This window comes from Halomicrobium sp. HArcel3, from assembly GCF_058933135.1.
Map to the genome: position 1 here is coordinate 125,505 of NZ_JBZYDN010000002.1, position 21,358 is coordinate 146,862.

General features: G+C 67.3%; 20 protein-coding genes. 13 read left to right on the forward strand and 7 right to left on the reverse strand.

Going from position 1 to position 21,358, the window contains the following annotated elements:
* Positions 1-126: 126 nt before the first annotated feature.
* Entirely contained in the window at positions 127-474 is a 348-nt protein-coding gene (locus AC5FRV_RS06435) for a hypothetical protein (protein WP_493560279.1), read from the reverse strand.
* A gap of 156 nt (positions 475-630) precedes the next feature.
* Here AC5FRV_RS06435 and AC5FRV_RS06440 point away from each other — a divergent pair, with 156 nt between their 5' ends.
* The 4 genes from AC5FRV_RS06440 to AC5FRV_RS06455 all read left to right on the forward strand — a co-directional run bounded on the left by AC5FRV_RS06440 (position 631) and on the right by AC5FRV_RS06455 (position 4,748).
* A complete protein-coding gene (locus AC5FRV_RS06440; protein WP_493560280.1) occupies positions 631-945 on the forward strand; it encodes a DUF7968 family protein in 315 nt (104 codons plus the stop codon).
* Positions 946-1,167: 222 nt separating this feature from the next.
* Positions 1,168-2,421, forward strand: a complete 1,254-nt coding sequence (locus tag AC5FRV_RS06445; RefSeq protein ID WP_493560281.1) for an RNA-guided endonuclease InsQ/TnpB family protein — start codon at positions 1,168-1,170, stop codon at positions 2,419-2,421.
* A gap of 250 nt (positions 2,422-2,671) precedes the next feature.
* Positions 2,672-3,529 carry a ferritin-like domain-containing protein gene (locus tag AC5FRV_RS06450; RefSeq protein ID WP_493560282.1) on the forward strand — a complete coding sequence of 286 codons (858 nt, stop codon included), beginning with the start codon at positions 2,672-2,674 and terminating at the stop codon, positions 3,527-3,529.
* Positions 3,530-3,638: 109 nt separating this feature from the next.
* Entirely contained in the window at positions 3,639-4,748 is a 1,110-nt protein-coding gene (locus AC5FRV_RS06455) for a tRNA (guanine(26)-N(2))-dimethyltransferase (RefSeq protein WP_493560283.1), read from the forward strand.
* On the opposite strand, the gene AC5FRV_RS06460 is transcribed toward AC5FRV_RS06455, so the two are convergent.
* Positions 4,745-5,152: a hypothetical protein gene (locus tag AC5FRV_RS06460; RefSeq protein WP_493560284.1), complete on the reverse strand. Its 408-nt coding sequence runs from the start codon at positions 5,150-5,152 to the stop codon at positions 4,745-4,747. The genes AC5FRV_RS06455 and AC5FRV_RS06460 overlap by 4 nt on opposite strands.
* Before the next feature lie 158 nt (positions 5,153-5,310).
* Here AC5FRV_RS06460 and AC5FRV_RS06465 point away from each other — a divergent pair, with 158 nt between their 5' ends.
* From AC5FRV_RS06465 to AC5FRV_RS06475, 3 genes are all read left to right on the forward strand, one after another.
* Entirely contained in the window at positions 5,311-5,631 is a 321-nt protein-coding gene (locus tag AC5FRV_RS06465) for a DUF7344 domain-containing protein (protein ID WP_493560285.1), read from the forward strand.
* A 401-nt stretch (positions 5,632-6,032) separates the two neighbouring features.
* The gene (locus AC5FRV_RS06470) at positions 6,033-6,866 is read left to right on the forward strand and encodes a TrmB family transcriptional regulator (protein WP_493560286.1); all 834 of its coding nucleotides are present in this window, start codon (positions 6,033-6,035) and stop codon (positions 6,864-6,866) included.
* A 104-nt stretch (positions 6,867-6,970) separates the two neighbouring features.
* Positions 6,971-8,233, forward strand: coding sequence for a YihY/virulence factor BrkB family protein (locus tag AC5FRV_RS06475; protein ID WP_493560287.1), 1,263 nt, complete (start codon positions 6,971-6,973; stop codon positions 8,231-8,233).
* Positions 8,234-8,395: 162 nt separating this feature from the next.
* Here the strand turns inward: AC5FRV_RS06475 and glnA are convergent, their stop codons facing one another.
* The gene (glnA, locus tag AC5FRV_RS06480) at positions 8,396-9,745 is read right to left on the reverse strand and encodes a type I glutamate--ammonia ligase (protein ID WP_493560288.1); all 1,350 of its coding nucleotides are present in this window, start codon (positions 9,743-9,745) and stop codon (positions 8,396-8,398) included.
* A gap of 126 nt (positions 9,746-9,871) precedes the next feature.
* On the opposite strand from glnA, the gene lrp reads away from it, so the two are divergent.
* The 3 genes from lrp to AC5FRV_RS06495 all read left to right on the forward strand — a co-directional run bounded on the left by lrp (position 9,872) and on the right by AC5FRV_RS06495 (position 13,009).
* On the forward strand, positions 9,872-10,333 hold the full coding sequence (lrp, locus tag AC5FRV_RS06485) for an HTH-type transcriptional regulator Lrp (protein WP_089812679.1): 462 nt from the start codon (positions 9,872-9,874) through the stop codon (positions 10,331-10,333).
* 490 nt (positions 10,334-10,823) lie between these two features.
* Positions 10,824-11,477, forward strand: a complete 654-nt coding sequence (locus AC5FRV_RS06490; protein WP_493560289.1) for a TetR/AcrR family transcriptional regulator — start codon at positions 10,824-10,826, stop codon at positions 11,475-11,477.
* Positions 11,474-13,009 carry an MATE family efflux transporter gene (locus tag AC5FRV_RS06495; RefSeq protein ID WP_493560290.1) on the forward strand — a complete coding sequence of 512 codons (1,536 nt, stop codon included), beginning with the start codon at positions 11,474-11,476 and terminating at the stop codon, positions 13,007-13,009. Before AC5FRV_RS06490 ends, AC5FRV_RS06495 begins: the two co-directional genes overlap by 4 nt.
* 51 nt (positions 13,010-13,060) lie before the next feature.
* Here AC5FRV_RS06495 and AC5FRV_RS06500 read toward each other — a convergent pair whose 3' ends face one another.
* The 3 genes from AC5FRV_RS06500 to AC5FRV_RS06510 form a co-directional block, all read right to left on the reverse strand.
* On the reverse strand, positions 13,061-13,858 hold the full coding sequence (locus AC5FRV_RS06500; RefSeq protein WP_493560291.1) for a hypothetical protein: 798 nt from the start codon (positions 13,856-13,858) through the stop codon (positions 13,061-13,063).
* A gap of 29 nt (positions 13,859-13,887) precedes the next feature.
* Positions 13,888-16,509: an alkaline phosphatase PhoX gene (locus AC5FRV_RS06505; RefSeq protein WP_493560292.1), complete on the reverse strand. Its 2,622-nt coding sequence runs from the start codon at positions 16,507-16,509 to the stop codon at positions 13,888-13,890.
* Positions 16,510-16,749: 240 nt separating this feature from the next.
* Positions 16,750-17,196: a hypothetical protein gene (locus AC5FRV_RS06510; protein WP_493560293.1), complete on the reverse strand. Its 447-nt coding sequence runs from the start codon at positions 17,194-17,196 to the stop codon at positions 16,750-16,752.
* A gap of 177 nt (positions 17,197-17,373) precedes the next feature.
* Here AC5FRV_RS06510 and AC5FRV_RS06515 point away from each other — a divergent pair, with 177 nt between their 5' ends.
* The 3 genes from AC5FRV_RS06515 to AC5FRV_RS06525 all read left to right on the forward strand — a co-directional run bounded on the left by AC5FRV_RS06515 (position 17,374) and on the right by AC5FRV_RS06525 (position 20,939).
* Positions 17,374-17,694, forward strand: coding sequence for a cupin domain-containing protein (locus AC5FRV_RS06515; protein ID WP_493560294.1), 321 nt, complete (start codon positions 17,374-17,376; stop codon positions 17,692-17,694).
* 109 nt (positions 17,695-17,803) lie between these two features.
* Positions 17,804-20,482, forward strand: coding sequence for a PAS domain S-box protein (locus tag AC5FRV_RS06520; RefSeq protein ID WP_493560295.1), 2,679 nt, complete (start codon positions 17,804-17,806; stop codon positions 20,480-20,482).
* Positions 20,475-20,939 (forward strand): response regulator, encoded by a 465-nt coding sequence (locus tag AC5FRV_RS06525; RefSeq protein ID WP_493560296.1) that lies wholly within the window; start codon positions 20,475-20,477, stop codon positions 20,937-20,939. The genes AC5FRV_RS06520 and AC5FRV_RS06525 overlap by 8 nt, the downstream gene beginning before the upstream one ends.
* A gap of 7 nt (positions 20,940-20,946) precedes the next feature.
* On the opposite strand, the gene AC5FRV_RS06530 is transcribed toward AC5FRV_RS06525, so the two are convergent.
* Positions 20,947-21,201: a DUF2061 domain-containing protein gene (locus AC5FRV_RS06530; protein ID WP_493560297.1), complete on the reverse strand. Its 255-nt coding sequence runs from the start codon at positions 21,199-21,201 to the stop codon at positions 20,947-20,949.
* Between the last annotated feature and the right edge of the window lie 157 nt (positions 21,202-21,358).

Consider the following 21,358-nt stretch of genomic DNA (forward strand, 5'->3'; position numbering starts at 1 on the left):
AGCCTCTTTCCGGTTTCGGTCAAGTGGATCGCTGATCGCCAGCTACTCGCCGAAGACACCCGCGTAGTCGATTCGGCCGTCGTGGTGGAGAACGTTCCCGCGGGGCCGGTCGGATTGTCGCCCCGCTCAGAGGAACTCCCGCACGTCCGAGTACCACATGTCGTGTTCCTCTGCCGCGTCGATGGCGCCGGCGATGCGGGCGGCGATGGCGTGCCAGCACAGTTCCTCGGGGTCCGCGACGTCGAGGTTGTACGAAGCGTCCGGGCACGCGCAGTCGTCGTCCTCGATGATGTACTCGTCCTCGTGGCCGACGACGACGACGAAGTCGCGGTACTCCTTGACCCGGCCCTCGCCGACGGCCTCGATGGCCTTCTGGCCCCGGTCACCGTGGACGCCGACGATGCGGTCGACTGCGCCGGGGGTGAGTTCCCCCGCGTCGGCCAGCATCGCTTCCCACTCGTCCACGGCGCTCATAGATAGGCTTGGGTAACGCCCCTCAAAACAGGTTCGGTGGTTCACGGGCGGTCCTGTCGGCTACTCCGGGCTTTTCCGGTGTGGCCCCAGCACGCGGCGGCGCGGTCCGCACACAGCACCCGAACGGCTTACTCGGTCGAGGCCGTAGTAGCGGGTATGAGCACAGGCCAGGAGGAGACGACAGCGGGGACGCCCGCGACGACAGTGGTGGTGTCGTACCCGCCGGACATGGGTGAGGGCGGGCGCGAGTTCCTCGAACGGGCGTCGTTCCGCAACTACCTCGCGCGAGCGTGGGACGAGATCGCGCCCGGGGAGACCGTCGAGGAGATGGTCAACCTCGGCTGCTGCACCGACGCCCAGAGCGTTCCTCTCACCGTCGAATCGGTCGAGGACGGGACGCGGATGGGCCCGGACACCGACGTCGAGTTCGTCGAGGGCGAGGAACCGGCCGGCCTCGCCTGCGACTGGTAAACCGAGCGGGTCGCTCGCCGTCGTGGGCGCCGACTCCGGCGGGACCGTCGGCCGGTTCGGGCACGTTGTAGGTACTTTTCACAGAGATGCAAGGAGGATGCCCACGGCTTCAGCCGTGGGAGGAATCCGACACTCCTCGACACAAACCACGAGCGATAGAACCCCGACTCCCTCTGCCAGTCGCAGGATATATACAACCTCATATCATATGTAATGATACAGATGGAGGTCACCCGAACCGTTCCGGTCAAACTCTCGGTTCCAGATGACCGAGAAGCAGACCTCCATCAGACCATCGAACAGTTCAACCACGCTTGCAACTACACCATACAGAACGGCAGGAACGACGACGGCTACCTCATCCTCAACAAGTCCACCATACACGATCGCGTGTACCACGACTTGCGAGACGAGACAGACCTGCCCGCGAACCTCTGCATCCGGGCGTACTCGAAAGCGGTCGAAGCGATGAAGTCCACGGTTGCGGACTGGAAGCAGGGCAACAGCCGACCGCTTCCACGGTTCGACGAACCATCCGCCGTCTACGACAAACGGACGGTGACTATCAAGGACCGGTCGGCTACTCTTTCCACCATCAACGGCAGAGTGGCCGTGGACTACGTTCTCGGTGACTATCAGCAGTCCTACCTCGACGATGACGACTACGAGAAACGGATGGGAACGCTCCACTACCGCGAAGACGAGGACGCGTTCTACCTCCACATCGTCGTCAAGAAGGAGGTCGAAGAACGAGACGGCGACAGGGTACTGGGCGTGGACGTGAACCTCAAGAACGTTGCCGTGACAAGCACAGGGACGTTCTACGATGGTGGCGAACTGTTGTGGGGACAGAACCACTACTTCCGCGTGCGTCGAAGCCTCCAGCACAAAGGCACTCGCTCCGCTACGCAGGCACTCCGGCGACTGTCGGGGCGAGAAAACCGCTTCGTGCTGAATCGCCTGCACACGATTTCTCGACGCATCGTGGAGGAAGCCGACGCCCACGACTGCGCGTACATCGCCGTCGAACGCTTGACCCATATCCGCGAGCGGATGGACAACGGGAACGACCGAGTGAAACGTCAGCTGCACAACTGGGCGTTCCGCGAACTTCAAGAGATGCTCGCGTACAAGGCCAGCGAGTACGGCATCCGAGTAGAACGGATCCCGCCCGCGTTTACGAGTCAGACGTGCTCGAAGTGCGGGCACCAGTCCAGTGCGAACCGCGATAGCGAGACTGGCTGGTTCGAGTGCACCGAGTGTGGCTACTCGGTGGATGGCGACTACAACGCGGCGAAGAACATCGGCTTGAAGTTGCTAACTGTACCATCGGGCAAACGTCCCGATGGGTTGGGCGACGGTCATCTCGCCCTCAAGTCCGGGATGGTGAACGGGAACGGCGAGTACACCGCCGACGACAGTTCGTCGTCAGACCGGGAGTCCACGGACAAGCCCGCGACGTCAGTCGTGGGTTGATGACCACTTACTGAGTGACACGGCCGGCTAGGCCTGCGCTACGTCGCCCGACCGGTCGGACGCCGCGTGTGATGTCTGTCCTGCGTACCATTACTCGCCTCAAGCGTGGGGTTAGGCGGACTGGGTCGGACAGCACGGGTACACACGACGGAAGTGCCGCTTCTCGCATATGAGCGATGGATGACATCTATCCGCGAGCGTGATCGGGATGCCGTCGAGTTACAAAGACGGTGCCGTCCGTGGGTTCGGTGTGGTATCCCACAACGACGACGACCACGGGAAGTCGACGCACGGTGCGGAAACTAACGACAGCCGTCGACGATTCCTCGCGGGGTCCGCCGGGGCGCTCGGCGCCCTGACGCTCGGCAGCGCGTTCGGTGCACAGTCCGCGCTGGCCGAGGAGCACGAAGACGAGACGGAGACCGAGGGACCGATGGAGGACGTGTTCGAGGACGACCTCGCCATCCTCAACTACGCGCTGACGCTGGAGTACCTCGAGGCCGCCTTCTACGGGGAGGCCCTCGACAACATGGACGCGGACGACGTGACCGTGGAGTGGGCCGACGAACTCCCCGAGTCCATCAGGGAACGGGTCTACGACAGGCTCACCGTCATCCAGGAGCACGAGGAGACCCACGTCGAGTTCCTCACCGGCGTCGTCGAGGACCTCGGCGGCGACCCGGTCGACGAGCCGGAGTTCGACTTCGGGTCGGCCGTCGAGGAGCCCGCGGAATTCCTCGCGACGGCCGCGGTGCTGGAAGACACCGGCGTCGGCGCCTACGCCGGCGCCGCGCCGTTCATCGAGGACGAGAGTCTCGTCCCGCCGGCGCTCAGCATCCACAGCGTCGAGGCGCGCCACGCCGCGTTCGTGCGGGAACTCGGCGGCCAGATCGGGTTCCCCGACGCGTTCGACGAGGCGCTACCGAAGGACCAGGTCCTCGAAGCGGCGAGCCAGTTCATCGTCTCCGACGCGGCGGTGATGGACGACGGCGAGGACGATGACGACGGCGAGGACGATGACGACGGTGAGGACGATGACGACGGCGAGGACGATGACGCGACGGAGACCGAGGACGACGATGCGACCGAGACAGACGACGATTACTGACGGCTCGGCACCGCCGTCGTGACCGAACGGTCGCGGCGGCACCCGACCGCCGACGCGTTCTGCCATCGCGTTCGAACCGCTTAACCCCGTCCGCCGGCGACCCAGAGACATGCGCGTCACGGAGGGGCAGGTCACGGTCGAGGTGCCCGAGCAGGCCGACGCGGGGAAGGGCGAGAACGTCTTCTTCAACCCGGTCCAGGAGCTGAACCGGGACCTGACTATCGCCGCCCTGCGAGCCTATCGCGAGCGCGAGCCACGCGCCGAGCGCTACCTCGACGCGACGGCGGCGAGCGGTGTTCGCGGGGTCCGGGCCGCCGCCGACGGCTGGGAGGCTACGCTCTGCGACGTCGACCCGGAGGCCGTCGACCTCTGCGAGCGGAACCTCGAACGGAACGACCTGGCTGCCGAGGTCCGCCACCAGGACGCCAACGTCGCGATGCACCGGGACCCCTGGGACGTGGTCGATATCGACCCGTTCGGGACGCCCATCCCGTTCGTCGACGCGGCGTTCCAGGGCACCAGAAACCTCGTCTGCGTCACGGCCACCGACACCGCGCCGCTGTGTGGTGCCCACTTCGAGAGCGGCGTCCGCAGTTACAGCGCGATTCCGCGCAACACCGAGTACCACGCCGAGATGGGGATGCGCATCCTTCTGGGGGCGCTCGTGCGCACCGCCGCGCGCTACGACCTGGCCGCAGTGCCCATCCTCAGTCACGCGACCAAGCACTACGCCAGGACCTATCTCGACCTGGACCAGGGCGCCACCGTCGCGAACGAGATGATCGACCAGGTGGGCCACGTCTACCACTGCCAGCACTGCCTCTGGCGCGACCACAGCGCGGGGCTGCACGCCGACGCACCCGAGGAGTGCCCCAGTTGCGGCGAGCACCTCCAGACGGCGGGCCCGCTGTGGCTCGGTCCGACCTGTGAGCCCGCCTTCGCCGATGCGGTGGCCGACCACCTCACTGCGGACATGGGGACCGCCGACGAGGCTGCGGACCTGCTCGAGACGCTCGGGGACGAACTCGTCACGCCGACCCACTACGACCAGCACCGGCTGTGCAAGCGCTGGGGCCGGGGCGCCGAGTCGATGGACGAGTTCCTGGCGAAGCTCCGGGACGCGGGCCACGAGACGTCGCGAACGCACTACGGCGGGACGACGTTCAAGACGGACGCCGACGTCGACGCGATACGAGACGCGATTCTCGGCGACCCCTAGCTGTTCTCGGGGCGGGTCCGCTCGCGGTCGGCGGCGACCAGCGAGTAGGCACCGTAGTACACCGGCCGCAGGAAGTAGTTGAGCATGGCGACCAGGCCGAGGACGCCGCCGAGGGACTGCAACTCGCCCGGCGACGCGCCCAGGGCGACGGCGGTGGTCGTCGCGGCGAGCGCAGGTGCGATCCACAGGTCTCGCAGGGTCTGCTGGAGGTCGTGGCCGAACAGCGTTCCGAGCGCCGGGACGCGCTCACGGATAGCGAACAGTGCGACGGCGGCGACCAGCAGGACGCCGACGACGACGGGCGACCCGTGGAGGCCGGCCAGGCTCGCCCCGATCAGGAGGAGACCAGCGACGAGCAGGTAGACGGTCGCCTCCAGCGTCAGCCGGTCGAGCGCGCGATACATGCTTCCAGTGTGGCGGGTGTCGCTCATAGTGTTTCTGTTGTCACGATTCGACACTGGCCATCCACGCCTGGATCGACTCCACTGTCACCCTGTTACTCACACAACTCCATTTCTGAAAATACTGCCGACACTATACGGGGCCGGCCGCACGTACCAGTATGGAGGCAGACGAACTCGACTGCCAGCTTCGGATGGTGTCGGACGCGCGTCGACGGGAGCTACTCATGTCGTTGCTGAAGCGCGAGTCGACGGACGCCGGCGTCCACGACGGGAGCGTTTCGATACGTAGCGACGGGGGCCAGCGCCGGATAGCGATGCGACACACGCACCTCCCCAAGCTGGCCGAGGCGGACTTTGTGGACTGGGATCGGGAGACCGGGCACATCTCGAGCGGGTCGGCGTTCGCGGCGATACGACCGTTGCTACTCGCGCTGGTCCGTCACGAGGAGAAGCCGTTCGACCACACCGACTTCGAGTGACCGAGCCGATGGCTGTCAGGCGTAACCGCCTGGCATGGAGTACCGGTGAGTTGGGACCCTTCCGAACTCCATGCCAACTGGGCATTTGCTCCCATCCGCTTTAGTCCTTGTTGTGATAATCTGGGTGAATACTCACCGACTTCGCCAGCGGATTACGTGCAAGATTTTTGTTAGTTTGCTGATTCGACCGCTCCCGTTTCGAGGGGCTCGTGACAGCTTCGTCGACTCAGTTCGTTCTCGCCGCCCGGCCCACCCGACACCTGTGAACGACTGTCCTGCGGTCTCCGGGCGGTTCCGGGGCGGCCACCGCGAGTTCGTCGAAAACTCAGGGGAGAGGAACTGACTTGTGAGCGGACCCACAAGGGACGGTACCGGAAACGCCGGTGCAATGGTTGGGACCCATGAAAGATCTATCTAATCATCAGGAAGCCGTCGAACTACTGCAGCAACTCGGGCTCAAGGAGTACGAGGCCAAGTGTTTCGTGGCGCTGACGCGGTTCCCGAAGGGGACGGCCAAGGAGATAAGCGACATCTCCGAGGTGCCCCGGACCCGGGTCTACGACGCCGTCCGGGTGCTTGAATCGAAGGGACTCATCGAGATACAGCACTCCAGTCCGACGGTGTACCGCGCCGTGCCGATGGACGAAGCCGTCGCGACGCTCCGGGCGGAGTACGAGTCGCGCGTCGACGCCCTCGTCGACGCCATCGAACGCATCGAACCGGCGCCGAGCGACGAGGGCCAGGACGTGACCCACGAGGTCTGGTCGCTGACGGGTACGACCCCCATCGCGAACCGGACCAACGAACTGATCGAGGCGGCAGACGAGGAGATCGTGCTCGTCGTCGGGAGCGAACAGGCCCTCACGACGGCCCTCATCGAGCACCTGGAACGGGCGCGTGAGGCGGGCCACGACGTCGTCGTTGGCACGCCGACCGCCGACCTGCGTGAGGCCGTCAAGGACGCGCTCCCCGAGGTGGCGGTGTTCGTCTCGGGCCTGGAGTGGCTGGAGAACACGCTCGGCGACGCGACCGACGCCACGGCCATCAGCCGACTCCTTCTGATCGACCACGACACGATTCTCGTGAGCACGGTCACGGAGTCGGCCACCGGGGACCCGTCGACCGAGAAGGCGGTGTTCGGGCGCGGGTTCGACAACGGTATCGTCGTCATCGCCCGTCGCCTGATGGCGACCGGTCTGGGCCGATCAGAGGACCCCGAACTCTCGACGGACTGATACCGGTAGTCCCTGTCACATCGGCGGCGGCTGTTCTCTCTCGCATCCTCTCGGCGGTTCGCAGACGACTGGCATATAAGACGCAGTGACCCGAACCCGCAGGCGTGCAACGGACCTCGGCCGTCGCGACGGGCCGGAACGCGCTCGACGTCGCCCGGACCGTCCTCGCGACGGCCCGGGAGAAACAGCTCTCCTTCCTCGCGGCGAGCATCGCCTACTACATGCTCGTGTCGTTGCTCCCGCTCGGCCTGCTGGCGCTCGTCGTCGCCACGACGCTGGGCGGGGACCCCCTGGCCGAACGCGTCGTCGCCGCGCTCGGCGCCGTCCTCACCGACGACGCCGCGGCCGTCGTCGCGGACGCGCTGACCGACGCCGACGGTCGGGGCGGCGCGACACTCCTGGGCCTCGTCGTCCTGCTGTGGAGCGGCCTCCGGGTGTTCCGCGGGCTGGACGTGGCGTTCTCGCTCGTCTACGGGCACGGCCGGCGCGATTCGTTCGCCAACCAGCTCCGGGACGCGCTGGTCGCGCTCGCGGGCATCGCCGTCGCCGTCGCCGCGGTCGTCGCCGTCACCGCGCTGGTCACTCGTTCCGGCGTGGAGGTCGCCGGCGTGCTCGGACCGGTCGCCCTCGTCGCGACGCTCACGGCGGCCTTTCTCCCGCTGTTCGTGGTCTTCCCCGACGCGGCCGTCTCCGTCCGCGACGCCCTCCCCGGAACGCTCACCGCGGCGGTCGGGTGGACGCTGCTCGGGTCGGTGTTCGCCGTCTACGCCACTTTCGCCGGCAGCGCGGAGCTGTACGGGCTGATAGGCGGGGTCCTGCTGCTCGTGACCTGGTTCTACGCCGCCAGTCTCTGCCTGTTGCTGGGGGCGGTCGTCAACGCGACGCTCGCCGGCGAACGCGTACGGGACCGGCAGTTACAACAGGTAGCCGGTCGTACCGACCTGTCAATGACGGACGACGAGGGTGACGGGGAGACGCCCCCACCGGGCGACCCCGACGAACCTGTCGAGCCGGCCAGCGAGGAGGAACTCCAGCGGGTCCGCGAAGAGCTCCGCGAGTTCCGCGAGGACGTCGACGACCGAACGCTCCACCGCGAGGCCATCGAGGAGGACCTCCGGTCGTACGTCCGCAGCGAGATGCGCGGCGGCCACGCCCGCGGCTGGGGCCCCTACGTCGTCCTCCTCTACGGGACGGTGATGACGCTGGGCGCGTTCTATTACATCAGGGACGGCCTGTCGGCCATCGCCGCGATGCTCGTCATCTGGCTCTCGACCCTCGGTCTCTACGTCCTGATGGTGCTGGTCGGCACCGGGTTCAACCTGGTCGAACTCCCCGCCAGGGCCATCGGGCGCGTCCGAAACCGGTAGGGTCAGTTGCGCTGGGGAATCTACGCTACACCGACGAGCGGTGCGCTCGCGTCGTTCCTGACTGACCGATGCGTGCGATGGAGGTGCGCGACGACGAAACAGCGACCGAGAGAAGGTGTCGGGCCGCCGGGTCGGGAGCGGCCTCGTGGCAGCGTTAGTAGTTCAGTAGCTCTCGAGGTACTGGTCGAGTTCCCACTGGGAGACTTCGACGATGTACTCCTCGAACTCCTGGGTCTTCGCCTCGACGAAGTTGTCGAAGACGTGCTCGCCGAGCGCGTCCTGGACGACCTCGTCCTCCTCGAGGGCCTCGATGGCCTCGCCGAGGTTCGACGGCAGCGTGGTGATGCCGTACTCCTCGCGTTTCTCCTCGTCGAACTCGTAGATGTTCTCGCGGACCGGGTCGTCGCAGTCGAGGTCGCGGTCGATGCCGTCGAGGCCGGCGTGGATGAGCGCGGCGAAGGCGAGGTACGGGTTACACGACGGGTCGGGGAAGCGCGCCTCGATGCGGGAGGCCGCGGGCGTCCGCGCGGCCGGCTTGCGGATGAGCGCCGAGCGGTTGCGGTCGGACCAGGCGACGTAGACGGGCGCCTCGTAGCCGGGAACCAGGCGCTTGTAGCTGTTGACGGTCGGGTTCGTGACGGCCGAGAGCGCCTCGGCGTGGTCGAGGATACCGGCGGTGAACTGCTTTGCCGTCTCGCTCAGGTTGAACTCGTCGTCGTCGTCGTGGAAGGCGTTCTCGCCGTCCTGGAACAGCGAGAAGTGGGTGTGCATCCCCGAGCCGTTGATCCGCGCGATGGGCTTGGGCATGAACGTGGCGTGCAGGTCGTGTTCGGCCGCGATGGCGCGGACGACCGCACGGAACGTGGCGACGTTGTCGGCCGTCGACAGCGCGTCGTCGTACGTGAAGTTGATCTCGTGTTGCCCCTCGGCGACCTCGTGGTGGGAGGCCTCGATGTCGAAGCCCATGTCTTCGAGGCCGAAGATGATGTCGCGGCGGACGTCCTGGGCGAGGTCCTTGGGCGCGAGGTCGAAGTAACCGCCGACGTCGTTGGTCTTCGTCGTCGCGCGGCCCTCCTCGTCCTCCTCGAAGAGGAAGAACTCCGGCTCGGGGGCGGCGTTGACCTGGTAGCCCATGTCTTCGGCGCGCTGGATGGCGCGCTTGAGAACGCCTCGCGGGTCACCGGCGAACGGCTGACCACTGGACGTGTCGATCACGTCACAGATGAGCCGGCCTGCGGCGCTCTCGTCGTCGTTGCGCCACGGGAGGACCGCGAACGTCGACGGGTCGGGGTCCAGGCGCATGTCGGACTCCTGGATACGGACGAAGCCGTTGATGGAGGAACCGTCGAAGTAGATGCCTTCGGTGAACGCCTTCTCGGCCTGGTCGGCCGGGACGGAGACGTTCTTGACTGTACCCAGAATGTCCGTAAATTGCAGACGCAGGAAGTCGACGTTCTTTTCTTCGATTTCGTCGAGCACGCCCTGTGCCTCTTTCGAGAGTTCGCTTGTCATCTTTGGACACCCGAACGGAACACTGCTATTACTAAAACCCTGCTGCTTTGCGCAAACATTCCGTTCCCATCCTCCATTTCTGGATATTCGTAAAATTCTAATCCCCCCGTACCGTGTCCACCTGTAATGACGTACGAAAATCTCGACCGGAAGCTAGTGAATGAACTCCTGGGCGATGGGCGCGCCAGTCTGCGGAGCCTCGCCGAGGACCTCGACGTCTCGGTCACAACCGTCTCGAACCACCTCTCGACGCTGGAAGACGAGGGCATCATCGACGGCTACACCCCCAAGGTCGACTACGACGCGCTGGGGTACGACGTCACTGCCATCCTCCAGTTGAAGGTGGAGGGCTCCTCGCTCCCCGAAGTCACAGAGACCCTGCGCGAGCACAAACAGATGGTCTCGGTGTACGAGGTGACGGGCAACTACGACGTCATCGCCATCGGCAAATTCGCCGACACCGACGGCATGAACGCCCAGATCAAAGAGCTGCTCGTCGACCCGGAGATCAAGGAGTCCAACACCAGCGTCGTGCTCAACGCCGCGAAGGAGCACGAGCAGTTCGACCTGGATCTGGCGGAAGAGTAGGACGGCGCCGACCGAAGGGAGGGGTCGTCTTTCGTGCGAGCGGGAGCGAAGCGACACGCGAGTAGGACGGCGCCGACCGAAGGGAGGGGTCGTCTTTCGTGCGAACGGGGAACGTAGTGACCCGTGAGCAGGCTGGTTCCGACCGCAGGGAGGAACCAGCTAACTTGCGAGCAGGACGGTTCCGAGCGTAGCGAGGAACCGTCTTACGTGCGAACGGTGAGCGAAGCGAGCCGTGAGCGGGACGGCGCCGACCGGAGGGAGGGGGCGTCTTAGGTGCGAACGGTGAGCGAAGCGAGCCGTGAGCGGGACGGCGCCGACCGGAGGGAGGGGGCGTCTTACGTGCGAACGGTGAGCGAAGCGAGCCGTGAGCAGGACGGCGCCGACCGGAGGGAGGAACCAGCGCTATTGGGGACGAGACGGTCGCTTGCCCGTGCGACTGGGTAACTCACCTTCCAAACCTTCTTGACTGACCGGTTAGTCAGAGAGGACAATGAGCGATCCCTCCAGCGACATCATGCACGCCACCTACGGCGCGCTGTGTCGGCACGGCTACGCGGATCTGACGATGCGCCACATCGCCGAGGAGGCGGACTGCAGCAAGGCGTCCCTGCACTACCACTACGAGAGCAAGCAGGGGCTCATGCTCGCGTTCCTGGACTACCTCTTCGAGCAGTTCACTGACCGGGTCGGTGGCGTCGACGGCGAGGGGGGCCTGGCCGGCGAGCGGGCCGACGGGAGCGGCGGCGTGGTCGACGACCCAGACGGTCGCCTCCGGGAATTCGTCGACGACGTCCTCCACCCGCCGGCCGAGGGTGACACCGCCCGGGAGTTCCGGACGGCGCTGCTGGAGATCAAGGCCCAGTCGCCGTACGACGACGCCTTCGGGGAGCGCATCGCGGCGTTCGACGAGCACATCTACGACACCGTCCACGGCCTCGTGGTCGCGGCAATCGACGCGGGCGTCTACCGCGAGGGGACCGACCCCGACGAGGTGGCGCGGTTCGTCCTGGCGCTGGTCGACGGCGCCCAGGCGCGCCACGTCGTCGCCGGCGAGGACGTCGACGTGTTGCAGGCGGCCCTCGAATCGTATCTGGACGGGCTGGTGCAGTCGCCGGCTGAACAGACGCAGGAGGTGCCACAGTGAGCGCCCGCGAGTTCATCCGCCGCCTCCGCACGGCGGCCTCGGGGCTGTTCAAGGGCCAGGACCAGCTCGACCTGACCAGCGGCACCATCGCGGCGCCGCTGTTCTACCTCTCCCTGCCCATCATCATCACGAACCTCCTGCAGGTCGCGTACAACCTCGCGGACACGTTCTGGCTCGGCCGCTACAGCACGGAGGCGCTGGCGGCCATCAGCTTCGGCTTTCCGATGGTGTTCTTCCTCATCTCGCTGGGGATGGGCATCTCTGTCGCGGGGAGCGTCCTCGTCGCCCAGCACACCGGCGCCGACGAGACGCGGGAGGCCCAGTACGCCGCCTCGCAGACGGTGACGTTCGCCTTCATCGTCTCCTTACTGCTGGGTACGGCCGGCTTCTTCTTCGTCGACGAGTTCGTCCGGCTGCTCGGTGCGTCACCCTCGGTTCGCCCGGGCGCGGCCGCCTATCTGGAGGTGATGTCGGCCGGCCTGTTCGCCATGTTCGGCTTCTTCGTCTTCATCGCGCTCATGCGTGGCGCGGGCGACACCATCACCCCCATGCTCGTCATGTTCGGGACGGTCGTGTTCAACGTCATCCTCGACCCGTTCCTCATCTTCGGGTGGTGGGTGTTCCCCGAACTCGGCGTCCAGGGCGCGGCCATCGCGACCATCACCGCCCGCGGCCTTGCGATGGTCGTCGGCCTGTGGATCATGCTCCGGGGCTACCGCGGCGTGCAGATCCGTCCGCGCGAGATGGTCCCGGACCCGACCTACCTCAAGAAGCTGGTCAGCATCGGTATTCCGGCCTCCGTCGAGGGCACCGGCCGTTCCGTCTCGGTCATCCTGATGCTTGCCGTCGTTGCGACGTTCTCGAAGGAGGTCGTCGCGGCCTTCGGCGTCGGGACGCGCATCTTCTCGCTCATCTTCATGCCCGCCATCGCCGTCGACCGCGGCGTGGAGACGATGACCGGCCAGAACATCGGCGCCGGCAAGCCCGACCGCGCGGGGACGGCCAACCACTTCGCGGCGAAGGTGTCGTTCCTCGTCCTCGCCGCCGCAGGCGTGGTCGTGTTCTTCACGGCACCAGCCGTCGTCAGCGTGTTCAGCGACGACCCACAGGTCGTCCAGATCGGCGCGGAGTTCCTCCGCTGGGTCGCCCCGACGTTCGGCTTCATCGGCATCGTTCGGGCCTACTCCGGGGGCTTCCGGGGCGCCGGCAAGGTGGCCGTCTCGGCGTCGCTGGCCATCCTGATGCTCGGCTTCCTCCGCCTGCCCGTGTCCTGGGTCGCGTCTCGCGTCGTCGACATCTCCGTCGTCACCGTCTCGATTCCGCGCGTCGGGACGTTCGAGACCACCGCCTTCGCCGGCACGCTGCTGGCCGACGCGTTCGCCTACTCGCTGGGCTCCCGGGGCATCTGGCTCGGCTTCGCCGTCTCGAACGTCGCCGCCGCGGTCATCGCCTACGCCTGGTTCCTGCGAGGCACCTGGCGCGACGCCGACCTCACCGACGACCCGACGACCGCCGCCGCGGCGGACGACTGAGAGGGTCTCCGGAGCACCGTCGCGCCGAAAAAAGAGCGGTTGGCGGGCGGTTCAGTCGCGCCAGACGAACAGCGCCAGACCGGCCAGGCCGGCCAGGGCGACGACCGCCGCTATCTGGAGGCCCGTCGCGAGCCCGGAGGCGCCGCCCGCCGCTCCGGGCGTTCCGGGCGCTCCGCCGGCGTCCGCTTGCCCGCCGGTCGCGCCCGAGCCGGAGGCTTGCTGACCGGCGGTCCCGGCCGACCCGGCCCCGCGCGCGGCCGAACCGACGCTGAGGGTGCCGGCCTCGACGGCCGGCTGGACCTTGCTACCCCCGTCGGCGTCGACCTGGAGGCCGGTCGCGGTGAGTTTCGCCGTGCCGTTCTCGTGGCCGGTCACGGAGACGTACGCCAGCGTGACGTTCGTCGCGCCGGGCCGAACGACGTTCCCGAGGTCGGCGGCCTCCAGGGTGATGGTCCGCCCCGATTCGCCGATCACGGGTTCGGTCGTCGGCTGGTAGTCCTCGGGGTAGCGGGCGCCGGCGAACGACCCCGTCGCGTTCGAGTCGAACGCCAGCGTCACCTCGAAGCCTGCGAGCCCCTCGGGGACCCGGTCCAGCGACAGCCTGACGGTGTCGTTCGCGTGCGGTTCGACCGTCGCGTCGCCGACGGTGAGCGTCGTCTCGTTCGCGGCGGCCTGGGCGCCGCTCGCGCCGGGTACGCCACTCGCATCGGCCGCGCTGGGCGGGGCGGAGACACTGGCCGCGCTGGCCGCGCCGGCCGCACCGGCGAGCAGCGCGAGCGCCAGGGCGGCGGCCAGCAACGCGGCCGACGTCGTGGGCAGGGACCGTCGCTTCGTGGATACTGGGATCATGGGTAGAGAGACCGGGAGGGGCCGGTCGGTCAGGTCTCGCGGTAGAGTTCGACGACGTCGTCGTAGTCGATCTCGCCGTTCTCGTTGAAGTCGTAGGCGTCGACGTTGAGCTGCACGGCGTCGTCCTCGAGGTGTTCGAACAGCAGGCTGACGTCGTCGTAGTCGATGCGGCCGTTGCCGTTGAGATCCTCGAACTCGCCGTCGCCGTCGGGGTCGGTCGGTGCCCGGCCGCCGGCGCCCGGGCCGCCACCGAGCTTCGGCGGGCCGGTGACGACCACGCCGCGGCGGGCGTCGACGGTGACCGCGTCGCCGTCGTCGTCGTCGAGCGCGGGGACCCCGGGGACGACGTCGGTGGTGCCGCCGGACTGCCCCTCGACTTCGAGCGTCGCCAGGGTGACGTCCGTCGCGTCGTCCTGGACGGCCTCCTCGACGTCACTGAACCGGAAGCTGGCGCTCGACCCGTCGTCCGCGACGGTGGCCGGCACGGTCAGCGAGAACGCGTCGCCGTAGCTCGCGTCGGTGATGGTGGCGACCTCGGGGTTACTGAGTTCGACCGTCAGTTCGCCGCCGGAGAGCCCCTCCGGTAGTCGGTCCGCGGTGATCTCGACGGTGCCGGACTCGCCCTGTGCGACGGCGAGCGAGGTAGCCGTGATCGCCGTCGGCGGCTCGTACACCCACAGCGTGTCGTTGGGGTACGAGCGGCCGAACCCGCCCTTGTCCTCGCAGAGGAGGACGCGGCCGTCGTCCATCACCAGCAGGTTGTCGACGTTGACGAGCGAGACGTCCTTGACGGACTGGGGGTCGCTGTCGTTCGGGCCGACGACGGCCGGTTCGAGCCGGGAGACGTCGTAGTCTTCCTCCAGCCGGGCGCGGTAGACGACGCCGCTGTCGACCTCGTCGAAGCGGAGTTCGCCCGCGTCGTCGGTCATGTAACCGCCCAGCGAGGAGATGCCGAAGTAGACGAAGTCGCCGGGCTCGGCCTCGTCGTGGGACTCGATCCCCTCGGCCTTGTTGAACTCGATGGAGGCGCCGATCTCCTTGGCGGCCGCGCGGGTCTCGAGGAACGGGACGCGGCGGAGTTCCTCGTCGACGCCGTCGGGGCCGTCGGCCTCGTACTGTTCGGCCCACCGGACGACCTCCTCGTCGCTGATGTAGTCCTGGTTGCCGTTGACGGCGACTTCCTCGTCGGCCTCCTGCAGCGCTGCTTCGAGGTCCTCCTGCCAGTCGGTCTCGGCGTGGGTTTCCAGGTAGTCGACCTGGGTGACGCCGTCGTACTCGGCGATCCAGGATTCGACCTCGGCGTTGCTTGCGGTACCGAGCTCCAGCCACTCGACGTCGAGGTCCGTCTCGGTGACCGGTCCTTCACCGACCTCGGTGGCCTTGATCGCGTACAGCGTGCCGGTGATGGCCATCGGGTCGTCGTACTCGGACATCGGCTGCTCGGCGACGAACTTGTAGACGCCCTTGGCGCCGCCGTCGGAGGCGAGGTAGACCGTCTGCTCGTCGGCCAGCACTTCGGGGCACTCCCAGGCGGCGCGGCCCCACGCGTGGTGTTTGACCGGGGTCGGCTCGTCGGCGGTCGGGTCGGCGATTTCGACGATCTTCCCGTAGCGGTAGCGGTTCGGGAACGGTCCGTCGATGGGGGTGTACGTCTCGTCTGCGTTCGTCCGGTCCGGGACGTCGGCGCCGAGGTACCGGGCCAGCTCCTCCATGCTCTGGGTCGAACTGAGTCCCATCGGGTACCAGCTATCGTCGCCGAAGATGGCGTCGAGGTCGTCCGGGAGGGTGTCGAGGTTGGGACGGTTCCAGAACTCGCAGCCGCCACGCATGCCGACGCCGCTGTCGGCCTCGACGATGTCGCTGACCGTGTGGAGGCCACCGACGCGCGGGTGGTCGTACTCCTCCTCGGCCGAGAGCGGCGTCTCCCACGGGCTCAGGTCGCCGTAACAGTTGATCTTCGTCCCGCCCAGTTCCCGGAACGAGTCGTAGTTCTCCATCTCGTCGGCGTTCTCGAGGTCGGCCTCCCAGCTTCCGTCCTCGGTGCGGCGGATCGGCGTCCGGGTGATGGCGCCGGGCGTCGTCTCGTTGTTCGTGAACAGGTACCCCTCGGTCCCGTCCTCGTTCGTCGAGACGAACTGGTTCATGTCGGGGTTGTTCCCGAAGCCGCCGCCGAACTCGGAGAGAGGCGTGCCGTCCGGCGTCTGGGGGTGTCCCCACAGCTCGGTCCCGCCGTTGATCGGGTCGCCGTTCTGGGCGAGGATCTCGTACTGGCCGGCGGCCGCCTGGACCGCGGTGCGCTCGTCCGCCGACACCGGCGCCGGCAGTTCCTCGAAGTCGTCGTTGTCGCCGTCGAACTCGAACGAGAACCCCTCGACGACGCCGACAGCGCCCCTGTGGTACGGTTCCGGGTTGTCGCCGCTGGGGTGTTGCAGGCTGTAGAGGAGTTCGCCGGTGTCGAAGACGAACGGGCCGGTGACCTCCGCGCCGGCCGCCGTCGTCGAGAACCGCTTGATGCTGCCGGTGACTGCGGGCGTGGTCGGGGTTTCGTCGTCGACCTCGGTCGCTCCCGCGACCGTCCCGATGGCTCCGGGTCCGACCGCCGCCGTCGTCACCGACGATGCGAGCAATTGCCGCCTGGTAAATTCCACCATGCAGGCTGAGGGCCACCTGGCACGTAAAATATCGTTTATAATATCTCTCTTACAATTATGTCGAGTAGCGTCCGATAGGATGGAGTATTGAGCGGTACGTACGGCGACGGTATCGGCCGGGCCCGTGGGTGATTCTGAGCGGCGGTGTCTCCGCTGGCGGCGCTCACGGATGGTCGATGCGGCAGTCGAAAATGACGGTCGGCGAGGCAGCCGAAAATAGCGGTCGGGCCTGCTGGCCTGCTACTCGACGCCTCGTTCGCGGGCCGTCGCCCGGATCTCCTCGGCGCGGTCGCTGACCCACCTGACGTACCGGTCGATCTTGGGGTGCGTCGTCCCGTAGAACGACGCGACCCACTCTTTCGTCGTGTGGGGCTGGGTGAGCAGGTAGGCCGCCAGCGTGTCCTTGCCGGCCTGGACCACCTCGGGCGGCACGCCGACGTCGCCGGTCCCCTCCTCGCGGAACCCGTTGACGTCGAAGTAGACGTCGGCGTAGAGACCGGCCAGGTCGGGGTCCTCGAAGGTGACTTCGGTGTGCAGCGGCGCTTCGAACCGGTAGCGCGTCTCGTCGGATTCGGCCCCCGGACTGGTCTCTCCGGTGGTGTACTCCACTATCCGGACGTCCCGAACGTACTCTCGGTACACCGATTCGCCGGGGCCGGCCGCCGTCGACTCGCGCGACTGTGACATACCGGGTCCCTCGAAGCCGGGTTATTTCACCCTGGGTATTTGTGATATATACCGATCAGTGCGATCAGTGTGACAGGGATTCCCGACCGTCCTCGGCCGCCACCCGACCGGCCCGGTTCAGCGGCGAAGCGATCCGCGGGCTCTACGCCTTTATCCCCGGCGCGTGAACGCGCTCGTATGACCCACACCAAGGTCACCTACGACGACGTGGAACCGGTGTCGGACGGACTGTACTTCCTGCGCGACCCACTGGACGCCGAGAACCTCGGCGTCTCCGTCCTGGAGTGCGAACCCGGCTACACCGGACTGGAACACGACCACGCCGAGGACGGCCAGGAGGAGGTGTACGTGCTGGTCGAGGGCGAAGCGACCGTGACGGTCGACGGCGAGGACGTCGAGATGGCGGCCGGCGACGCGCTCCGCATCCCGCCGGAGGCCACCCGGAAGATAACTAGCGTCGATGCGGAGAGCCAGTTCGTGCTGACCGGCGCCCCCTGAGGGGACTCCTTCCCCTGTTTTCGAGACATCCGGCGAAACGACGACGGCCACCGCTGTCGGGTGTCAGCGGACACGACGTTTATCAGAACCGGGGCTCTCTACACGGTGTATGAGCGAACCGGCCGACCGTTCCGACGCCGCGTTCTGGGGCGACGCGGACGACGGCGAGGCCCGTCGACGCTACCGGTCCCTGTTGAATTCACTCGGCGAGGGGGTGTTTCGGCTCGACGGCGAGGGGCGGATCGCCGCCGTCAACGACGCGCTCGTGGAGCTGAGTGGCTACGACCGTGCGGAACTCCGTGGCGAGGGCGTCGCCGCGCTGTTCGGCGAGGACGGGGCCGCCATCGCAGACGTGGTCGACCGCGGCGGGGCGACCAGCACCGACGGTGGCGACGGCAGCGACCCGATCCGATGCAGCGTGCAGCGCGCCGACGGCACGACGGTCGGCTGTACCGTCCGGGTCGCCGGGACGGGGGGAACCGACGACGCCGACGCCGCGGCGACCGTCTGCGTCGCCCGCCAGTCGGCCGACGACGGGCGACCGGAGCAGGCGGCCGGCGAGAACCGGGGGGACGCCGACCGGCAACACGGTCTGGAGGGCTACGAGACCATCGTCGAGACGGTCAGTGACGGCGTCTACGTCGTCGACCAGAACGGTCGATTCACGACGGTCAACCGTGCGTACGCGGAGATGCTGGGTTACGACCGCGAGGAACTCGTCGGCGAACACGTCTCGCTGGTCGTCGACGACGACGTGGATGCGCTCGCCCAGCAGACGGAGGCGGCGATGGTCGACGGCGAGATGGAGGGTCCAGTGATCGAGGCGGACCTCGAGACCGCGGACGGCGACCGTGTCACGGCCGAAGCCACCTTCGCGCTGTTGACGGACGTCGACGGCGAGATGCGCCGGATCGGCGTCGTCCGGGACGTCACGGAGCGAAAGCGGGCGCTCCGCCGACTCGAACAGGAGCGCGACATGTTCGCCCAGGGGCCCGTCGTCGTCTTCCAGTGGAAGAACGAGCCGGGGTGGCCGGTCGAGCGCGTCTCCGACAACGTGGCAGCGGTCTTCGGCTACACCCCCGAGGAACTCGAATCGGGCGAGGTCCCCTACACCGACCTGCTCCTCGAGGAGGAACGCGACCGAATCGCCGCGGAGGTGGGGGACGCCGCGGCCGGGGAGACCGAGCAGTTCAGCCACGAACCCTACCGGATCCGGACCAGCGACGGCGACGTCCGGTGGGTGACCGACACGACGAAGGTCGTCCGGGACGAGACCGGCGAGATCGTCCGCTACCTGGGCTACCTCGTCGACATCACCGAACGGAAGCGACGCGAGCGCGAACTCCGGAAGTACGAGACCATCGTCGAGACCATCAACGACGGTATCTACGTCAAAGACGCGGACGGTTACTTCACGATGGTCAACGAGGCCTACGCGGAGCTGACGGGGTACGACCGCGAGGAACTCGTCGGCGCCCACGCCTCGCTCGTCGTCGACGAGGCCACCATCGACCAGTCCGAGGTGATTCGGTCGGCGGCCGACACCGAGGCGACGAACCCGACGATGGAGGCGACCATCCAGACTGCCGACGGCGACGAGGTCCCCGCCGAGGGGACCTTCGCGACGATACCGGCCGAGGACGGCCCGGCGAAACGCGTCGGCGTCGTCCGCGACATCACCGAGCGCAAGGAACAGCGCCGGCGCATCGAGGAGAGCGAACGGCGCTACCGGACGCTGGCCGAGCACTTCCCGAACGGCGCCGTCGGCGTCTTCGACGAGGACCTCCGGTTCACGCTGGCCGAGGGCGCGGTCCTTGGCGATTCGCTTCCGAGCGCCGACCGGCTGGAGGGTACCCGGGTCCCGGAGCTGTTCTCCGGGGAGACCGTCGCCGACCTCGTCCCGCTGTTCCGGGCGGCCGTCGAGGGCGGCGAGACCCACACCACGGAGACGGAACTCGCCGGCCGACACTGGCAGGTGTGGGCGACGCCGCTTCGCGACGCCGACGGCGAGATATTCGCTGGACTGAGCTTCGCCCAGGACGTCACCGAACAGGTCGAGCGCGAGCAGCGCCTCGAAGAACTCGTCGACCGGCTGGAGGCGTCCAACGAGCGCCTCGAACAGTTCGCCTACGCGGCCTCCCACGACCTCCAGGAGCCGTTGCGGATGGTGTCGAGCTACCTCCGGCTGATCGAACAGCGCTACGCCGACGAACTCGACGACGACGGGCGGGAGTTCATCGACTACGCCGTCGACGGCGCCGACCGGATGCGCGACATGATCGAGGGGCTGCTCCAGTACTCCCGGGTCGACACCGGCGGCGGCTCCTTCGAGCCAGTGAATCTCGAGGAGGTACTCGCCGACGTCCGCGCGGACCTCCAGGTGACCCTCGAGGAGAGCGACGCCGAGATAACCGTCGCCGACCTGCCGACCGTCGAGGGTGACGACGGCCAGTTGCGCCAGCTGTTCCAGAACCTGCTGGACAACGCTGTCGAGTACAGCGGCGACGACCGCCCGCGTATCGACGTCGACGCCGAGCCGGCGGGCGACGAGTGGCGCGTCTCGGTGAGCGACGACGGCATCGGCATCGACCCGGAGGACAGCGGGCGGGTCTTCGAGGTGTTCCAGCGCCTCCACGCCCCCGACGACTACTCGGGGACGGGCATCGGCCTGGCGCTGTGTGAACGCATCGTCGAACGCCACGGTGGCGACATCTGGGTCGCCTCCGAACCCGGCGAGGGGGCGACGTTCACGTTCACCCTCCCGGCAGCAGGTGAACGCGATGAGTGACGGACGCACGGCGAGCGGTCCGGCAGACATCCTGCTCGTCGAGGACAACCCAGGCGACGTTCGTCTCACGCAGGAGGCCTTCGAAGAGGGGAAGATACACAACGAACTCCACGTGGTGAAAGACGGCGTCGCCGCGCTGGACTTCCTCTACCAGCGCGGCGACAACGCCGACGCGCCCCGGCCCGACGTCGTCCTCCTGGACCTGAACCTCCCGCGGAAGAACGGCGACGAGGTACTCGCGGCGATTCGCGACGACCCCGACCTGGAGCGTCTCCCCGTCGTCGTCCTGACGAGCTCTGACGCCCAGGAAGACGTCGTCAGGTCCTACGAGCTACAGGCCAACGCCTACCTGACCAAGCCGGTCGACCCGGCCGAGTTCATCGAGACCGTCCGATCGTTCCAGGAGTTCTGGCTCTCCGTCGTTCGGTTCCCGCCGGACGACTGCGCCGAGAAGTAGGGCGATCTCACACGCCCCAGGCGATCCGGTCCCAGAGCCGCTCGTACCCGTAGTAGGTCCCCGTCTTGACGACGTTCGCAACGAACCCGATGCTCAGCGCCTCGCCCGTGTTCCCCGTGACGACGAACGCGACGAGCACCGTGATGACGACCATCAGGACCCGGTAGCACAGCGTCTTGACCAGCGCCCGGGACATCCGCTGGTGTGGTGACCGCGTGAACAGGCCCGATAGCGCCTCCCTCACCGCGTCGAGCAGGGACATCTCTCGTCCGGAACAGGACGCTGTCGGTGAATAGTGATTGCGGATGGTGCAACGGCTGGCGATGGTCCGACCAGCGAAGCGGTTTCAGCAGCGGTTCGGATCACGCTAGCGCCGTCGCTCACCAGTCGAAAACGAAAGGAAATCGGTCGAACGTCGA

Excerpts from the sequence above, each read along its gene's own strand:
- AC5FRV_RS06435 (WP_493560279.1), bottom strand. The coding sequence starts at position 474 with ATGAGCGCCGTGGACGAGTGGGAAGCGATGCTGGCCGACGCGGGGGAA.
- AC5FRV_RS06440 (WP_493560280.1), top strand. The coding sequence starts at position 631 with ATGAGCACAGGCCAGGAGGAGACGACAGCGGGGACGCCCGCGACGACA.
- AC5FRV_RS06445 (WP_493560281.1), top strand. The coding sequence starts at position 1,168 with ATGGAGGTCACCCGAACCGTTCCGGTCAAACTCTCGGTTCCAGATGAC.
- AC5FRV_RS06455 (WP_493560283.1), top strand. The coding sequence starts at position 3,639 with ATGCGCGTCACGGAGGGGCAGGTCACGGTCGAGGTGCCCGAGCAGGCC.
- AC5FRV_RS06460 (WP_493560284.1), bottom strand. The coding sequence starts at position 5,152 with ATGTATCGCGCGCTCGACCGGCTGACGCTGGAGGCGACCGTCTACCTG.
- AC5FRV_RS06465 (WP_493560285.1), top strand. The coding sequence starts at position 5,311 with ATGGAGGCAGACGAACTCGACTGCCAGCTTCGGATGGTGTCGGACGCG.
- AC5FRV_RS06470 (WP_493560286.1), top strand. The coding sequence starts at position 6,033 with ATGAAAGATCTATCTAATCATCAGGAAGCCGTCGAACTACTGCAGCAA.
- glnA (WP_493560288.1), bottom strand. The coding sequence starts at position 9,745 with ATGACAAGCGAACTCTCGAAAGAGGCACAGGGCGTGCTCGACGAAATC.
- lrp (WP_089812679.1), top strand. The coding sequence starts at position 9,872 with ATGACGTACGAAAATCTCGACCGGAAGCTAGTGAATGAACTCCTGGGC.
- AC5FRV_RS06490 (WP_493560289.1), top strand. The coding sequence starts at position 10,824 with ATGAGCGATCCCTCCAGCGACATCATGCACGCCACCTACGGCGCGCTG.
- AC5FRV_RS06500 (WP_493560291.1), bottom strand. The coding sequence starts at position 13,858 with ATGATCCCAGTATCCACGAAGCGACGGTCCCTGCCCACGACGTCGGCC.
- AC5FRV_RS06505 (WP_493560292.1), bottom strand. The coding sequence starts at position 16,509 with ATGGTGGAATTTACCAGGCGGCAATTGCTCGCATCGTCGGTGACGACG.
- AC5FRV_RS06510 (WP_493560293.1), bottom strand. The coding sequence starts at position 17,196 with ATGTCACAGTCGCGCGAGTCGACGGCGGCCGGCCCCGGCGAATCGGTG.
- AC5FRV_RS06515 (WP_493560294.1), top strand. The coding sequence starts at position 17,374 with ATGACCCACACCAAGGTCACCTACGACGACGTGGAACCGGTGTCGGAC.
- AC5FRV_RS06520 (WP_493560295.1), top strand. The coding sequence starts at position 17,804 with ATGAGCGAACCGGCCGACCGTTCCGACGCCGCGTTCTGGGGCGACGCG.
- AC5FRV_RS06525 (WP_493560296.1), top strand. The coding sequence starts at position 20,475 with ATGAGTGACGGACGCACGGCGAGCGGTCCGGCAGACATCCTGCTCGTC.
- AC5FRV_RS06530 (WP_493560297.1), bottom strand. The coding sequence starts at position 21,201 with ATGTCCCTGCTCGACGCGGTGAGGGAGGCGCTATCGGGCCTGTTCACG.